This is a genomic window from Phycisphaerales bacterium (assembly GCA_040217175.1).
Taxonomy (GTDB): domain Bacteria; phylum Planctomycetota; class Phycisphaerae; order Phycisphaerales; family UBA1924; genus JAHCJI01.
This window is the reverse complement of sequence record JAVJNT010000001.1, coordinates 964,223-978,864: the sequence shown is the minus strand read 5'-3', so window position 1 is coordinate 978,864 and position 14,642 is coordinate 964,223. Positions and strand designations below refer to the sequence as shown.

The 14,642-nt window shown below is 67.8% G+C and carries 11 protein-coding genes; 1 reads left to right on the top strand and 10 read right to left on the bottom strand.

Translation table 11 applies throughout. From position 1 onward, the window contains the following. Positions 1–73 precede the first annotated feature (73 nt). A complete protein-coding gene (locus tag RIA68_04235) occupies positions 74–1,444 on the top strand; it encodes a DUF1015 domain-containing protein (protein ID MEQ8316642.1) in 1,371 nt (456 codons plus the stop codon). On the opposite strand, the gene RIA68_04230 is transcribed toward RIA68_04235, so the two are convergent. The 10 genes from RIA68_04230 to pdhA form a co-directional block, all read right to left on the bottom strand. Then, complete coding sequence (locus RIA68_04230) at positions 1,401–2,345, bottom strand: glycosyltransferase (GenBank protein ID MEQ8316641.1); 945 nt, start codon at positions 2,343–2,345, stop codon at positions 1,401–1,403. The genes RIA68_04235 and RIA68_04230 overlap by 44 nt on opposite strands. Next, on the bottom strand, positions 2,342–3,904 hold the full coding sequence (locus RIA68_04225) for a lipopolysaccharide biosynthesis protein (protein ID MEQ8316640.1): 1,563 nt from the start codon (positions 3,902–3,904) through the stop codon (positions 2,342–2,344). Before RIA68_04225 ends, RIA68_04230 begins: the two co-directional genes overlap by 4 nt. 31 nt (positions 3,905–3,935) lie before the next feature. Beyond that, on the bottom strand, positions 3,936–5,015 hold the full coding sequence (locus RIA68_04220; GenBank protein ID MEQ8316639.1) for a sulfotransferase: 1,080 nt from the start codon (positions 5,013–5,015) through the stop codon (positions 3,936–3,938). Further along, positions 5,012–5,974 (bottom strand): glycosyltransferase family 2 protein, encoded by a 963-nt coding sequence (locus RIA68_04215; GenBank protein MEQ8316638.1) that lies wholly within the window; start codon positions 5,972–5,974, stop codon positions 5,012–5,014. Before RIA68_04215 ends, RIA68_04220 begins: the two co-directional genes overlap by 4 nt. Beyond that, entirely contained in the window at positions 5,865–7,313 is a 1,449-nt protein-coding gene (locus tag RIA68_04210; GenBank protein ID MEQ8316637.1) for a hypothetical protein, read from the bottom strand. Before RIA68_04210 ends, RIA68_04215 begins: the two co-directional genes overlap by 110 nt. Continuing rightward, positions 7,313–8,638 carry a glycosyltransferase gene (locus tag RIA68_04205; GenBank protein MEQ8316636.1) on the bottom strand — a complete coding sequence of 442 codons (1,326 nt, stop codon included), beginning with the start codon at positions 8,636–8,638 and terminating at the stop codon, positions 7,313–7,315. The genes RIA68_04210 and RIA68_04205 overlap by 1 nt, the downstream gene beginning before the upstream one ends. Continuing rightward, positions 8,635–9,258, bottom strand: coding sequence for an acyltransferase (locus RIA68_04200; GenBank protein ID MEQ8316635.1), 624 nt, complete (start codon positions 9,256–9,258; stop codon positions 8,635–8,637). Before RIA68_04200 ends, RIA68_04205 begins: the two co-directional genes overlap by 4 nt. 9 nt (positions 9,259–9,267) lie before the next feature. After that, on the bottom strand, positions 9,268–10,839 hold the full coding sequence (locus RIA68_04195) for an asparagine synthase-related protein (GenBank protein MEQ8316634.1): 1,572 nt from the start codon (positions 10,837–10,839) through the stop codon (positions 9,268–9,270). 18 nt (positions 10,840–10,857) lie between these two features. Further along, positions 10,858–13,104, bottom strand: coding sequence for a hypothetical protein (locus RIA68_04190; protein ID MEQ8316633.1), 2,247 nt, complete (start codon positions 13,102–13,104; stop codon positions 10,858–10,860). 404 nt (positions 13,105–13,508) lie between these two features. Further along, entirely contained in the window at positions 13,509–14,615 is a 1,107-nt protein-coding gene (pdhA, locus tag RIA68_04185; GenBank protein ID MEQ8316632.1) for a pyruvate dehydrogenase (acetyl-transferring) E1 component subunit alpha, read from the bottom strand. Positions 14,616–14,642 lie beyond the last annotated feature (27 nt).

Sequence of the window (14,642 nt, the reverse complement as noted above, 5' to 3'; positions counted from 1 at the left end):
TCCTTGGGCCGGCGGGGCCGGTGGCTGCCCTGCACCATTACAGCGCGTCGCCCGATCGTCAGGAGGCCTTGCCATGCCCGCCGTGTTCCCCTTCCGCGCCGTCCAGTTCAACCAGGGCACCGGCGACGTGAGCGCCTCCATCGCCCCGCCCTACGACGTGCTCGATGCCCGCGGCAAGGCCAAGCTGCTCGAGAAGAGCCAGGCCAACATCGTGGCCATCGACCTCCCCCACACGCCGGCGAAGGAGCTGGGCCCGCCCGAGGCCTACACCAAGGCCGCCGAGATGTACCGCGGCTGGCTCGAGGACGGCACGCTGAGCCAGACCGAAAAGCCCAGCATGTTCGCGTATCGCCAGACGTTCGACTTCCTGGGCCAGCGCTACCAGCGGGCGGGCATGGCCTGTACCGTCGAGACGCGCCCCTTTGGTCCGCGCGACGGCGGCGGCATCCTTCCCCACGAGCAGACCTTCAGCGGCCCCAAGCAGGACCGCTTCGCCCTGATGGAAGCGAGCGCGACGCAGTTCAGCCCCATCTTCGGCCTGCACGCCGACGAGGACGGCGCCGCCACCGAGCTCGTGCGGAGCGTCATGGACAGCCGCCCGGCCGACATGACGGCGGATATGGGTGACGGCGTGCTGCACGAGGTCTGGACGATCAGCGACGACCAGACGCTCGCGGCGTACGAGAAGGCCCTGCAGGGCGAGGACGTGTTCATCGCCGACGGCCACCACCGCTACACGACCGCGATTAACTACCTCGCAAAGCTCGGGGAGGGCGGCAAGGAGATCGGCCCCGACCACCCCGCTCGCCGCACGATGATCGTGCTCGTGGGCATGAGCGACCCGGGCCTGGCCATCGGCGCGACGCACCGCGTGCTGGGCGGCATGAAGGACTACGACTTCGGCAAGCTCGCGAGCGAGTTGGAGAACTACTTCACTCTCGACCGCGTCGGCCGCGAGCCGGGCCAGATCGAAGAGCACATGGACAAGCGGTTTGCGCCCGGCAAGAACGTGCTTGGGCTCATCGACCTGGCGACCAACGAGTGCGTCGTGCTGACGCTGAAGGACGGCGACCCGCTCGCCGACAAGTTCGGCGAGAAGCCCGAGGCCTGGCGCAAGCTGGACGTCGCGCTCGTGCAGCACCTGATCGTGGAGAAGATCTGCGAGCCCAAGTTCAACGACGGCGAGGCCGTCAAGTGGGCCTTCCCCCACACCGTGCCCGAGGTCATGGAGATCGCCAGCGGCCAAGAGACCGGTGCCGGCGGTGGCGCCGGCTTCGCCCAGGTCGCCGTCATCGTGCGGCCGACGCCGCTGCAGGCCGTCAAGGAGATCGGCGCCGCGGGCGAACTCATGCCCCAGAAGTCGACGTTCTTCTACCCCAAGCTCGCCACGGGCCTGTTCGTCAACCCGCTGACGAGCGACCTTCCGGTCGGGGCGGAGGCGTAGGAGCCGGCGAAGCCAGCGAGCGCGCCGCCTCGCGATACAGCGCTGCCGTCCGCCATCGCAGCCGCGCGATGAGCACGCAGGTTGCAAGACGCAGCTTGAAGCTGGCGTCTTTCCGACGCCAGACCTTGCGCCATTGGCCGATCGGCGGCCTGAGGGCATGCTTTGCGCGCTGCTCGGCCAGCCGCGCGCCGCGGGTGCCGGTCAGCTCCGAGTCAGTCAGCCCGCCGATGACGCGGTCGAGCTTCTTGTAGAGTTGTTCGATCGAATGCCGAGCGGGGTGCCACACGACGCACGCCGAGTCGTAGTTCAGGTTGAAGCCCGCGCGTACCGCGCGCCTGCCGAACTCGCGGTCGCCTCCGGAATGCAACCCATCCTCGAACCCGCCAACGGCTTCGAAGACCTTGGAGCGCACGAACAGGTTGGCCGTCACGCCGAACGAGTCGCCGTGCACGTAGGCCTGCTGCGGGAACGCGAAGAGCATCTCGTAGATCTCGGCGGCGGTGGGGGCGTCGGCGTCCCGGGCGAAGACTTCCATCCGGCCCGCGATCAGGTCGGGCAGGTCGACGCGGCCGTCGCGGCTGGCCAGGGCCGCGAGCCCGAGCTCCAGCCAGTCCTCGGCGGGGATGCAGTCCGAGTCGGTGAAGGCGATGATCTCGCCGCGTGCGAGCCGGAGCGCCGCGTTCCGGGCCGCGTAGGAGCCGCCCTCGGGCTCGAGCACGTACCTCGCGCCATGCTCCTCCGCGAGCGATTCGAGCGATGGATCCGACCCATTGTCGGCCACGATGATCTCGAACTGGCTCGCGTCGAGCGACTGTGCGCGAAGTGCGGCGAGGCAGCCGGCCAGTCGTTCGTGGTCGTTCTTGCTGGGGATGATGACGGTGATGGCGGGCGTGTCGCTCATGAAGCGCCACCCTTCGTCGCGGCCGCCTTGACGCCATCGCGCAGCAGCGTCGTGAGCTGCGCACGGCTGCCGGGAATGAGCCAGAGCACGCCCAGATACGCCAGCCCGACCAGCGGCCCGACGATCGCGATGCGTGCGATGGCGGATGGTACCGGCCCGGCGATCGCCCACAGCACCAGCAAGCCGATGGCCGCGGACAGCAGCGACGCCGTGAGCTGCGGCGCCAGCCGGGCGGCGAGGTCGCGCTTCCGCACGGGCGAGCCGTGGCAGGCCATGGCGATGAACACGAAGTTTCCGATGCACCACGACAGGCTGAAAGCGGCGGCGACGCCGTCGACGCCCCAGTGCACGCCGATGGCGAACGCCGACACCGTGATCGGCGCCCACATCAACGCCCATCGAACCTGGACCTGGGGCTTGCCCAGCGACACGCACAACCAACCCGGCGCCACGTTGACGGTGCCGAAGAGCGCCGCCGGCGCGAGCCAGCGGAAGACCGTCGCAGCTTCCTTCCACTCGTCGCCGAGCAGCAGCAGCACCATCTCGTGCGCGAGCACGTACGCGACGACGACCACCGGCATGCCGACCATGGCGAGCGCGCTCATTGCCTGCAGGTAGGCGCGCTTGTACCGTGCCGGCTCGTCCTGCAGCCGGCTCAGCGAAGGCACCATGACGGCGCCGACGGGTGCGTTGATCTGGCGTATCGGGAGCATGAGCAGGTTGTACGCCTTCGAGTAGATTCCCAGAGGGCCGCTTCCCATCACGAACCCGATGATCACGTTGTCGGCGTTCCGCGTGAAGTAGTTGAGGAAGGAAAACCCAGTTACGTTCCCGCCGAACTTGAGCATCGACATGGCGCCGCTGCCCCGCCTCGGCAGGCCCGGACGCCAGTCGCAGAACACCCACACCAGCACGGCATTGGTGGCCGCTGCAGCGCAGATGTTCCCAACGAGCGCCCAGTAGCCAAAGCCCAGCACCGCCATCACGATCGCCACGATGATGCCCGAAGTCATCGCCGAGACCTGGATGATCGCCAGTGCCTTGAAGCGCATCTGTCTGCGGAGCAGCGCTTGATGCTGCGTCGTCAGGCCGCCGAAGATCATCGCCGTCGCGAGGACGAGCGTGATGGGCACGAGCGCCGGCTGCGAATAGAACGCGGCAATCAACGGTGAGAGCGCCGCGATTACCGCGGTCGCCACGAAGCCGAGTGCGACGTTGATCCAGAAGAGCGTCGAGACCTGCGCGTGCGTGATGTCCTTGCGCTGGACCGTGGCGGTCGACAGGCCCGCGTCCTTGAACATCTCGACGAATCCGGTAACGGCAATCACCATCGCGATCAGGCCGAAGTCGCTGGGCAGCAGCAGCCGCGCGAGCACGACCGTCGAGCCCATGTGCAGCACGAACTTGAGCGTCTGAGCGGTCAGCGTCACCGTGCCACCGCGCAGCGATCGACCCTTGAGATCACCCATGAGGTGGTCGGTCGAGAAGTACCGCCGGTGTGGATCCTCCGCTCCGACGGGCTCTTTCAGCGGCGGGTTGTGCGTGGGCAGGCTCGACATGGCGGCGCGATAGCTTCCTTGCTCGCGGGGGTCACCCCTGCAACATCGGCCGCAGCCGCCGCCACAGGAACTTCATCGGGCTGCCCATGCGAGCACGATTGGCGCGGAACGCCCGGAGCACGGCCGCCGGGAACGACGCGTAGTGCTTTAGCGAAGCCGCCATCGAAACACCGGTCACGCGCTCGTACCCCAGCCGGTCGATCAGCGAGCCGCTCACCCGCTGGATCACGGCGATCTCGCCGCCGGTCAGCTTGCTCTTCCAGCGATCGACCGGCTGCTTCGAGACGCCGCGTCCTTCGGTAAACGCCTCGTAGCTGCTGTTGGACATCGGCATGTCGAGCACGGCCTCGTCGAAGGGCAACTCGAGCCAGTCCAGCAACTCGCGCATCTTCGCGTCCGGATCGCCCACCACGTCCTCGAAACGCTGCAGCCGCACGCGGTCCTTGCCGAACCGCGACTCGGCGGCCAGGGCCGATCGCATGGCTCCGTTCCAGAGCGAGGCGATGATGATCGGGTGGTACGACTTCTTCGCGCGCCGGTGGTCGGCCTCGAGCGTCGCCTTGTGACCCGGGTCCTTGTCGAAATCGAATCCGCCCTGGTTCTTCCAATCGCGGTATGACGCCACCACGGCGCGCACGTCGCGGATCATGCAGATCACCCGCGCCTCGGGAAAAGCACCCAGGATGTCATCGATCCGGAAGATGTGGCGCGGCGTCTTCTCGCCCCAGATCGTCTTGCCATGGTGCTCGGCCTCGAGCTCGCAGTACGCCCGCAGACAGAGGTCGGCCGTCGGCGGGCCGTCGCCCGCAAGAGCACTCACCCGCTCGCGAAACGCTTGCCGAGATACGCGGCCCTTGTCCGGATCGCCGCCATGGCTGTAGGGGCGGTGTCCCAGGGCCAGCAGATACTCCTCGGCTTGCGAGACCTGTTCGGGCGAGAGCGGCCCGTCGCCACCGGCGCCGAGCGCCACGCGCAGGTCGTCGAAGTAGTGCGTCTCGCCGCTCAGGTGGACGAGCGGGTGCAGGTTCAGCGCGGCGCGCACCATGGCCGTGCCCGAGCGCGAGGGCCCGCAGATGAAGATCGGCCCCGGATGTCCCGCCTGCTCGCTCACGATTCCGGCTCTCCGAGGGCCCTCAAGCCCGTCCATTCCTTCCGCCGCGCCCAGACTTCGTCGAACGTCCGCGGCTCCTTACCGGGCTTGCCCTTGCCCAGCATGCCGCGGAGCCGCGCCACGGCCCGGCGCCTCAACACGTTCATCATCGGCCCGATATCGGCCCACCATTGCCAGCCCTTGCCCCAGTGCCGGGCATAGAGCTGGCGCCGTGCCGTGTAGAGGCGAACGATCTTATCGGGCCTCACCGTGTCGGACTGTCCGCCGTAGTGCACGATGTCGGCACTCGCGGTCACCATCGGCTGGGCGCCTCGGGCCCGGGCCCGTAGGCAGAGGTCGGCGTCCTCCCCATACATGAAGAACGCCGGGTCGAAGCCCTCGAGCTCTTCCCACAGTCGGCGGTCGATCAGCAGCCAGCAGCCCGTCACGACGTCCACCGACAACTCCGCGCCGTCGGGCAGCACGCCGACCGACTCAGGATTGAACAGCCGTGAGCCCTTGAACAGCCCCGCGAGCGTCGTGGCCGAGCAGAACACGCTCCACGGCGTCGGCCGGCGCCAGCAGCTCGTCGGGTTGGGCGAACCATCGCCGAACCGCGTGCGCCCGCCCCAGATGCCAGCGTCGGGCGTGCGGTCGGCGAATCCGACGAGCGCATCGATCGCGCCTGGATCGACGAGCGTATCGGGGTTGAGCAACAGCAGGCGCTCGGCGGTCGCGTGCGTCGCCGCCAGGTTGTTGGCACGCGCGAATCCAAGGTTCTCTTTCGACGCGATCACGCGGTAGTCGGGAAACTCGCGCTCGATGGCCTCGGCCGATCCGTCGCTCGACGCATTATCGACGACGATCACCTCATGGCTGGTCGCGCTCGCCCCCTCGCGGATCGTGCGTAAGCAGGCGAGGGTCATCTCTTTCGTGTTGTAGCTGATGACGAGGACGGCCACGCGCGAGTCGTTGGTCATTGCTGGATTGGCTCCCGTTGGGATTCCGCGGGCGCGGCTTCATGCTGGGCAACTGCGAGATCGTGGCCGCCAGCGCGAGCGTCAGGAACCACGACACGCGGGTCTGGCCGAAGTACGAGACGCCGATGAACGCCATGCAGTGGGTGAATAAGCTGGCGCCGACGGCCCACTTCAGCCAGAACAGCCCCTGGCGATTCGGTTCGCTCCTGAGGGCCTTGCCGACCGCGCGGAATCCGAGGACGATGACCACGACGAAGGCCGCCATGCCCCAGACGCCGCCCCGGACCCCCTCGAGGATGTACTGGTTGGTCACGTCCTGGAGGCCGTAGCCCCAGTGTTCGGTCGTTCGGGTGCCCAGGATGGCCCACTCGCCGAAGTTCTCGACGGTCTTGTCGATGAGGTGCTTGCGGTGCCACGCGGTCGAGCCGCCCACGGCGCTCACGCGGGCGATGAGGGCCCACACCGGGCCTTCCATCACGAAGTGCAGCATCACCAGCATGACGACCAACGCATAGCGGAACGGCCGGAGTACCTCGCGGATCCAGGCGAAGGCCATCCCGACGCCGCCAGAGAGCACCGCGAGCAGCGGCGTGCTCGACGCGCACATGATGACGATCGTGGCCGAGGCGATGCACCCGGCCATCGCGGTCGCCCGCTTGCGGCGATTCATGAAGAGCCCCGAGGCCAGCACGAGCACGATGGCGAAGAAGCAGCCGGCCATGATGGGATGGCTGAAGGCACCCTGGGCGCGCAGCCGACCCTCACGCACCTGGGTATACGTGCGCACCCCGCCCATGACCGAGAACATGTTGTACCCGGTCTGCTTCTCGATCATGAAGAAGCCCGCGCAGCTCAGGGCTACCAGCGACAGGATCACGATGGTGCGCTCGACGTCGGCCCACGAGCGCAGCAGGCACCGGAACGTGACGTAGATGCCAAGCGACTCGTAGATGTATCCCGCGCGGTTGATGACCGCCGACACGCCCGCCCATTGCAGCACGAACACCAGCGAGACGATCAGGATCCACGCACCCACGGCGTAATCGAGCGCTACCAACCGGAGTCCCTTGTAGTCTCGGAACGCCAGGATCCGTACCCAGTAGGCGATCACGAGCAGCCGGAGGAACGTGAAGTCCAGCCCGAGCAGCGCGATGCGTTGCCCCGCGGGCACGAAGCACGCCAGGACGAGCAGCGGCGCCAGCGACCAGCGCCGGGGCAGCGTGAACACCAGCACGCCCAGCACGCCCAGCACGAGCAGGCCGACCGGGTGCACCGACGTCTGGTTCGTGTAGTCCAGGTCGCTGCCAGCGATCTGCGCGAGCATGGAGGTCAGCGCCATCACGACGCACCCGCCGTGGCAGGGGCCTCGGCCGGCGTCGCGCCGATGGCGGTGGAGAGCACCCCGGCCATCCGGCGCGCGATCTCGCGCCGCTCGAACCGACCCAGTCCTGGATCGCTCAGCGGACGCTCGGCGAGATCGCCGCCCCTCTCGATCAGCGTGGCGAGTGCGTCGGCGATGGTCCGCGCGTCACAGGGATCGGCCAGCAAGCACCGCTCGCGACCCATCAGTAGGTCCCGAGCGTCGCCCTCGGGCAGCGCGCCCAGGATGGGCCGGCCGCTGGCAAGGTACTCGTACGTCTTGCCAGGCACGATGCGGGCCCGGTGGCCGGGCGGCAGGCCGTGCAGGTGCAGGAATAGAGCATCGGCGCTTAAGAGGCGAGAGATCGAAGCGTCGTGCGGCAGGTAGCCCACCGGCTCGACCAGGTCCTTCGCCGGGCTCGCGTCGATCCACGCCTTGGTCGCCGCGTCGAGGTTGCCCACGTGCACGAAGCGGAAGCCCTCCATCAGCTCGGGCCGCTCGCTTCGGAGGAGGTCGATGGCCTCGAGCACCGGGCCCACCGAACGCCCCAGGGGGCGGATCGGCTCGGGACGATAGTGGATCGTTCGCTTCAGCCGCCCAACCACGCCGGCGGGTGCGACGGCCTGGCCGGTCAGGAACGTGCCCGTGTGCACGAGCACGAACCTCGCGCCATCGGGACGATCTGCTGGCTCGGCGGCCTCGAAGTCGGCGCGATCAAACCCGTTGGTGATCACGTACACGCAGTCGGCATCCAGACCATCGAACGCGTCCAAGGCCGCACGCCGGGCTTCGTCGGTGTTCATCACCACGTGGCTCGCGGCCCGCAAGGTTCGAGCCATCGCCTCGAAGTCGGTCTTCCACTGCCACTTGTGGCGGTAGATGGGCACGCCGTCCAGGGCCCACGGGTCGCGAAGGTCGACCACGACGGGCACGCGGCTGGCCAGTCGCTCCGCGAGCGGCGCCATCCAGAACGGCGACATCGTGACCAGGACGACGTCGATCTGTTGCCCTTTGACGAGCGATTCGACGTACGCCTGGGCCTTGTCGAGCCAGGTCCGATGGTCCTCGCCCTCGATGCGTTCGACATGGGTGCCGACGGGTACGTCGGAGTCGGCCATGCGATCATCGAGATACGCGGCCGAAACGCCGCGCGCCGCTCCGTCGCCAGTGGGGGCGCAGCAGACGACCGTCGGAGTCCAGCCGAATTCGCCGAGGTATCGGCACAGCTTGGCGGCCCGCTGCGTGCCCGCGCCGCCGATGGGCGGGAAGTAGTACGACACGATGGCCACGCGTCGCCCGTTCACGCCGCCACCCACTGGCCCTGCTCGAAGTCGAACCGGCGGATCACCTTCGCCGGTACGCCGACGGCGATGCAGTACGACGGCACGTCGCGATTGACCAGCGCCCCTGCGCCAACGATCGCGCCCTCGCCCACCGTGACGCCCTTCAGGATGATCGCGCGCTCCCCGATCCACGCCCTCGGGCCGATGCGCACGGGGGCCGCGAGCAGTTCGCCCGTGCCAAAGTACCCGCGCTTTGGATCGCGGTAGTCGTGATCGTGGTCGGTCACGTACACGCCCGAGCCAAAGACGGTACCCTCGAGGATCTCGACGCTCTGGCAGGCGCCGATGTGCACGTCACGCTGGATCGAGACACGCTCGCCGAGCACGACCTGCGGACCCGGCCCGGCGCCGACGGCCTCGATGCGTGCGCCGCGGAACAGGGTGACCTGCGGCCCGATCGAGATGCGCGACGGCCGCACGAAGCTGCTGGTATGGTGCACGTACGCGCCCCGGCCCAGGCCGTGGAGCCGGGACCGCCAGAGCAGCCGGGTCGCGGTGCTGTACACGCGGTTCACGATCCGGACGGGCAGCGTTCGCTTGGGATACTCCTGAGGCACTGGCATGGCTTGCGGTGCGCTCATGGGGTGTTCCTACGCCGGTCGGTCGTCTGGTGGTCGCGCGTCCGACAGCCGATCGATCGCATGGGCCATGGTCAGCAAGGCCCCGATCGCGTGGGCGCTCGTGCGGGGGTCGGACGCCAAGACCTCCGCGACGCGGTCGACCCGCACGCCATCGAGCGTACGCAGGCGATCGACCACACTATCGGCACCATCGAGCGACCGCATGAGGGAACCCGCCGTCGCCGCCCACCGCTCGGGTTGCTCGCTCGGGCGCGGCAGCACCCGGCCCGCCAGGCGCCGGGCCTTGGCCACCCGGCGGGCAAGCTTGCCTCCCCGTTGGGGCGGCAGCGAGGCTGCGTACGGGATGCCCGAGATCTGCGGGGCCAGCCGAGCGATCTGCTCGCGTTGGGCGGCACGGCCGTGGCGCTGCTGGGCCGACAAGGACTTTGACCAGGCAAGATACTCGGCCGAAAGGAACGGCGTGATCGGCTGGTACCACGCGGCCGATGCGCGGATGACCGGCACCGCCCAGCCATGGATGCGAGCGTGCAGATAGAAGTCGTCGGTGCGAAGTCGCCAGGGCTTGCGTTCGTACAGTTCCGTGCGTTCGCGTGCGACCTCGCGCAGCCGACGAGAACACACTCCGGGTTCGAATAGGCGGGCCCATCTGCCGCCATCGACGACGGCCCGGGCCCGGAGCCAGAGCCGCGGCGAGTTGACCAGTTCGAACAGTCGATCGAGCCCCGTGTAATAGAACCCCTCGCCAACCTCGCCGCCCACGCCCGACAGTTGCTCGGAACGGAAGTCCTCGAGCCGGCGGAACATCGACGGAAGCCAGCCATAGGCCGCGGCGTTGCACACCTGCCCGCTCTCGTCCACGAACGCGCGGGTATCGTCGAGCAGCCGAGCCTCGTCGGCCTCGTCGGCGTCAATGGCCAGCGTCCGATGTTCCATGCCGAGCTCGTCAGCCAACGCGCGAGCGATGCGGACGTCCGGATCGCCGTCGTCGCCGATGGTGAACGCTCGACCGGGCGTTCCGCCCGAGCCAATACCGAGGGCGAGCAGCAGCCTGCTGTCGACGCCGCCCGTGAGCTCGAGGCAGGCTCCGTCGTTCATGGAAGCCGCGATGCGCTCGCCGAGCGTTGCGAGGGGCTCCGGATCGTTCGATTGGGGCACGACTTCGACGCCCGCTGGCCCGTACACCATCGCATCTGCCGAACCGCACGGCGAGATTCCCTCGTACGGCGATCGCCCATCTGGCCGGAACCCCAGGACAAGGTCATCGACGAGCGACGATGGATCGGGCCGTGCACCAATCGCTCGGGCAAGGATGGCCGGATCGCTGCCGAGCGCTCGGATCGACCCGTCGGCAGACGTCGCGTGCCATGCTGCCGCATGCGAGAAGGGTCGCGAGCGATAGCTCCAACCTTGTTCGCCCACTTCGAAGCCCGCCGGTCGCGATCCGTCTCTGGTCAGGAGCCTCCATCGGCCGACCTCTTCGGACGCCGAGAACCCGGGCAGCGTCGATGCCTCACCACGCAAGAGCACCCACGGCGAACGCAAGGTTCGCCGCGGGTGATCGATCTTGGTGGTGGGTGTCATCGGCGGATTATTCGCCGATCAGCCGCCGAAGTAGGCGCCTAGGGACACCATGTCGCCGCGAGCGGGACGGCCCATGACGTCGGCGGGCGACAGCAGGTCGGCCGCGGGGATTCGGCCCCACACGATGCTCGAAGGCCGTGGCTGGTAATTCTTGCTGCGTGGGCTGACGAAGATGGCCTCACGCGTGTCGCCGCCGTGGACGCTGCCCTCGGTGATGTTCACACCGGGGGGCACCCAGGCCATGTGCGACTGGCCGTCGATGACGTGGATGTTGCGGAAGCGTCCGTCCTCGGGCAGGGCGTTGCCGGTGATCTTGGCGAAGATGCTGTTCGACACCGAGAGGTTGGTGATGGTCAGCTCGCCGTCGTCGTCCTGGCGGTGGACGTCGAATCGGAAGGTCTGGTCGGGAAGCTGGAGTCCCGAGATGACCAGGTGGTCCACGTCGAAGTTCCACATGCTCGAGCCGACGCTGGCCTCGTCCTTGGAGATGTGGACGTTTACGATGGCGACGTCTTCGAGTTCCTGCTCGCCGCCGCGGATGGGATTCATGAGGAATCCAAGGAGCGGGAACTCGTAGACGCGGAGGTTGTAGATGAGGCGGTTCTCGCGATCCATGTCGTCGCGCCAGAACCAGTGGAAGACGTCCGCGTGCGTGCCGTCAGGGTTCCGCGTGAAGTCGCGGACGTCGGCGTTGATCACGAGCGTATCCGAGCCGAAGGGCGTATCCGAGAAGCCGCTGGCCTCGACGTTTCGGACGAACGTCGACGAGCGGAACGGCGAGCGGACCTCGATGGCTCGGACGTCCGTGCCGTAGATGCCCGCCCAGTCGTTGCTGCCCGATGCGATGCCTCCGCCCTCGAAGCGCGTATCGCCCACGATCGTCGAGTTACTCAGCCAGAAGTACGTGTCCTTGGACCGGACCGTGCGCGGCGTGCCCTCGCCCGTCATCGTTACGTTGTGCGCTCGGATCAGGCGGGTGCGGAAGCCCGCGGGCTCGTTGTCCACGAACTTGACCTCGTCCGCTTCGACGCCGGGCGCGGGCGTCACCTTGGCCCAGCGGTACATCGTCTCGATGTCGTCGGGGAAGCGGATGCCCTCCCAGACGTACTCGCCAGGCAGCAGGTAGCACACGGCGCCGTCGGAGCTGCCGTGCTCGGCCGTGATCGTTGCCAACGCGTGCACGGGCGTGCGGTACGGGTTGTCGCGGGTTCCGTCGCCGGTGTCGTCGTTGCCGTTCTGGGCATCGGCGTACACCTCGTGCTTGGGCAGGCTGCCGCCGGCGTTCGCGTTCAGGAACATCGAATGCACGCCGTTGCGGAAGTCGATCGAGCCGTCGTTGTGGCCGTCGAGCGGGCCACCGAGGACGCGGACCTCGCCCGCAAGCTTCGGGAACGCGCGAGCGCGGATCTCGACGAGGCCGTCATCGAAGTCGCTCGCGTCCACGATCACCGTGTACTCCCACACGTTCGTGCGCGGATTGAGCTTCATCTCGGTGACCGGCGACCAGGGACCGCCGTTCGCGCTGAATTCCACGCGGTCGATGCCGTTCATGTGGAACGCAACCACGCCCACGTGGAACTTGTCGTCGAAGTCCTGGTAGGGCACGACGTCCCACCGTGCGATCGCCTGGGCGTCGTAGCCCGGCAGGCTGGGGTTGCCCACTGCCGCGGGCTGCGGCGTCGGGCCGGCGAAGCCCGACCCCGGACGCAGAACGGGGAAGTCGCCCGATCCGCCGCCCTTCGAGCCCCCGACCGGGTCCGACGAGTACGTGCCCGCGGTCGGGCTCGGACCGGCGAGTACCCCCGGGACGGGCTGCTGCATCGAGCCAGGCCCGGTGCCGATTGGCGGGAGCGGATTCACGCCGGGCATCCTGATGGTGATGCGGCCGAGCGTCGGGTGGCTGAGGACCACGCCGCCTGGGTCTTGAGCGGGGCCGGCGCCCATGTCCCGGATCAGCCGCATCCTGGCGGCCCGGATCTCGGCAAGCTCCTCGGCCGTGTACTGGCGGCGGAGGCCCGATGCACGCACCCGCGTGCGGCTGGACGTCAGCGCTTGGGAACTCGGGCCGGTCAGGAAGAAACGCGGGTCGGCGGTTCGAGCAGCTTCCAACTGCTCCTTGGTCGCGCGGGCGTCCCGCTGCAGCGAGTTGCGATTCTCTGCCTTGCTGTCCTCACCACTCTCCTGTGATGCCAGGAGGTTCGTGGGGAGTGCGATCACAGAAGCGGCCATCAAGATGGCCGTTACAGAACGGCGGCGATCAAGCATCGTGTCCTCCAGCGCCCCACACCAGGACGCACCACCAGCTTCCATTCCGATCGCCCACGAGTCTCGGCTTCTTGCCCGGCTTGTTGGGCTTTTCGACCTTGCCCGAGCCGCACAATCCGGAGAATCTCAACGAACCGAAGCGGTACTGCCTGCCTGATAAGGTGTGGGTCGTGACCAGCCCTGGACGCGATGCTTCGAGGTCCAGGGCCTGAACGGGCTCCGACATCCATGCCGGGGCCGCCCGCGAGAGCCACCGACGCCGGCGGGCCTCTCTGCGGAAGGGGCAACCATACAGCACATCGGATGAACGAACGCTCATCCCGCGATGGGGTGTTTCCCTATGTTCGTGTGCAGTTCTACGAGGCGTACGCGCGGCGCGACTCGCGGCGGATTCCTAAGTGCCGCTAGAGCAGCGGGTTCTTGGAGCCGTGCACGTAGTCCCGAGTCGGACTCAGATTTGGTTGCGGATAGACGAAGACGTCCGAATAAAGCTCGGCCTCCACGTCCGGGGCCTCGGCCGACTCGGCGAACTCCACCGCATCCTTGACGATGTCGCGGATCTCGCCCCGCATCGTCTTCCACGAGTCCTCGTCCATGACCCCCCGATCGTTCATCAGGTGATCGAGCAAGGCGGCGATCGAGTCCTTGCCCTTGTACTCGTCGACCTCGTCCTTCGTCCGGTACTTCTGCGGGTCGCTCATCGAGTGTCCTTGGTACCGATAGGTCAAGAGATCGACGAAGGCAGGCTCCTGCTCCTCGCGGCAGCGATCGACCACGGGCTTGAACTGGTCGTACACGTCGCGAATGTCGAGCCCGTCGATCTGGACTGAGTGAATCCCGTAGCTCTTGCCGCGCGAGATCAGGTCCTTGTGGTTCGCGGTATGCCGATCGATCGACGTGCCCATCGAGTAGCCGTTGTTCTCGATGACATAAATCACCGGCAGGCCGAACAGCGACGAGAGGTTCAGGGCCTCGTGGAACGCGCCCTGGTCGACGGCGCCGTCGCCCAGGTAGCACAAGCACACCTTCTTCGAGCCTGTGCCGAGCACTTCCCACTCGTAGCGTGTGGCGAACGCGAGCCCCGCGCCGAGCGGCGTCTGGGCGCCGACGATGCCGTGGCCACCGTACAGGTGGTTGGGCTTGTCGAACATGTGCATCGACCCGCCCTTGCCCTTGGCGCAACCGTCGATCTTGCCGTACATCTCGGCCATGCACACGCGGGGCGTCATGCCGCGCGCGAGGGCGTGGCCGTGGTCGCGGTAGGCCGTAATCACCGGGTCATCGGGGTTGGTGCAGCCGATGGTGCCGACGGCGCAGGCCTCCTGGCCCGAGTAGATGTGGCAGAAGCCGCCGATCTTGGCCTGCTGGTAGGCCTGCTGCGTACGCGTCTCGAACTCGCGGATGAGCTGCATCGACCGCAGCCACCCCACCAGCGTGTCGTTGTCCAGGGAGTCGCTGGGCCTGGCTCCGGCGGAAGAGGCGTCGGCGCTATTCGTGGTGGCTTGGGCCATGGTCGGTCGCTGCTCCCCGGGGGCTGC

Bases quoted from the DNA above. Each gene is read 5' to 3' on its own strand.
- RIA68_04235 (MEQ8316642.1), top strand. From the start codon at position 74: ATGCCCGCCGTGTTCCCCTTCCGCGCCGTCCAGTTCAACCAGGGCACC.
- RIA68_04230 (MEQ8316641.1), bottom strand. From the start codon at position 2,345: ATGAGCGACACGCCCGCCATCACCGTCATCATCCCCAGCAAGAACGAC.
- RIA68_04225 (MEQ8316640.1), bottom strand. From the start codon at position 3,904: ATGTCGAGCCTGCCCACGCACAACCCGCCGCTGAAAGAGCCCGTCGGA.
- RIA68_04215 (MEQ8316638.1), bottom strand. From the start codon at position 5,974: ATGACCAACGACTCGCGCGTGGCCGTCCTCGTCATCAGCTACAACACG.
- RIA68_04210 (MEQ8316637.1), bottom strand. From the start codon at position 7,313: ATGGCGCTGACCTCCATGCTCGCGCAGATCGCTGGCAGCGACCTGGAC.
- RIA68_04200 (MEQ8316635.1), bottom strand. From the start codon at position 9,258: ATGAGCGCACCGCAAGCCATGCCAGTGCCTCAGGAGTATCCCAAGCGA.
- RIA68_04195 (MEQ8316634.1), bottom strand. From the start codon at position 10,839: ATGACACCCACCACCAAGATCGATCACCCGCGGCGAACCTTGCGTTCG.
- RIA68_04190 (MEQ8316633.1), bottom strand. From the start codon at position 13,104: ATGCTTGATCGCCGCCGTTCTGTAACGGCCATCTTGATGGCCGCTTCT.
- pdhA (MEQ8316632.1), bottom strand. From the start codon at position 14,615: ATGGCCCAAGCCACCACGAATAGCGCCGACGCCTCTTCCGCCGGAGCC.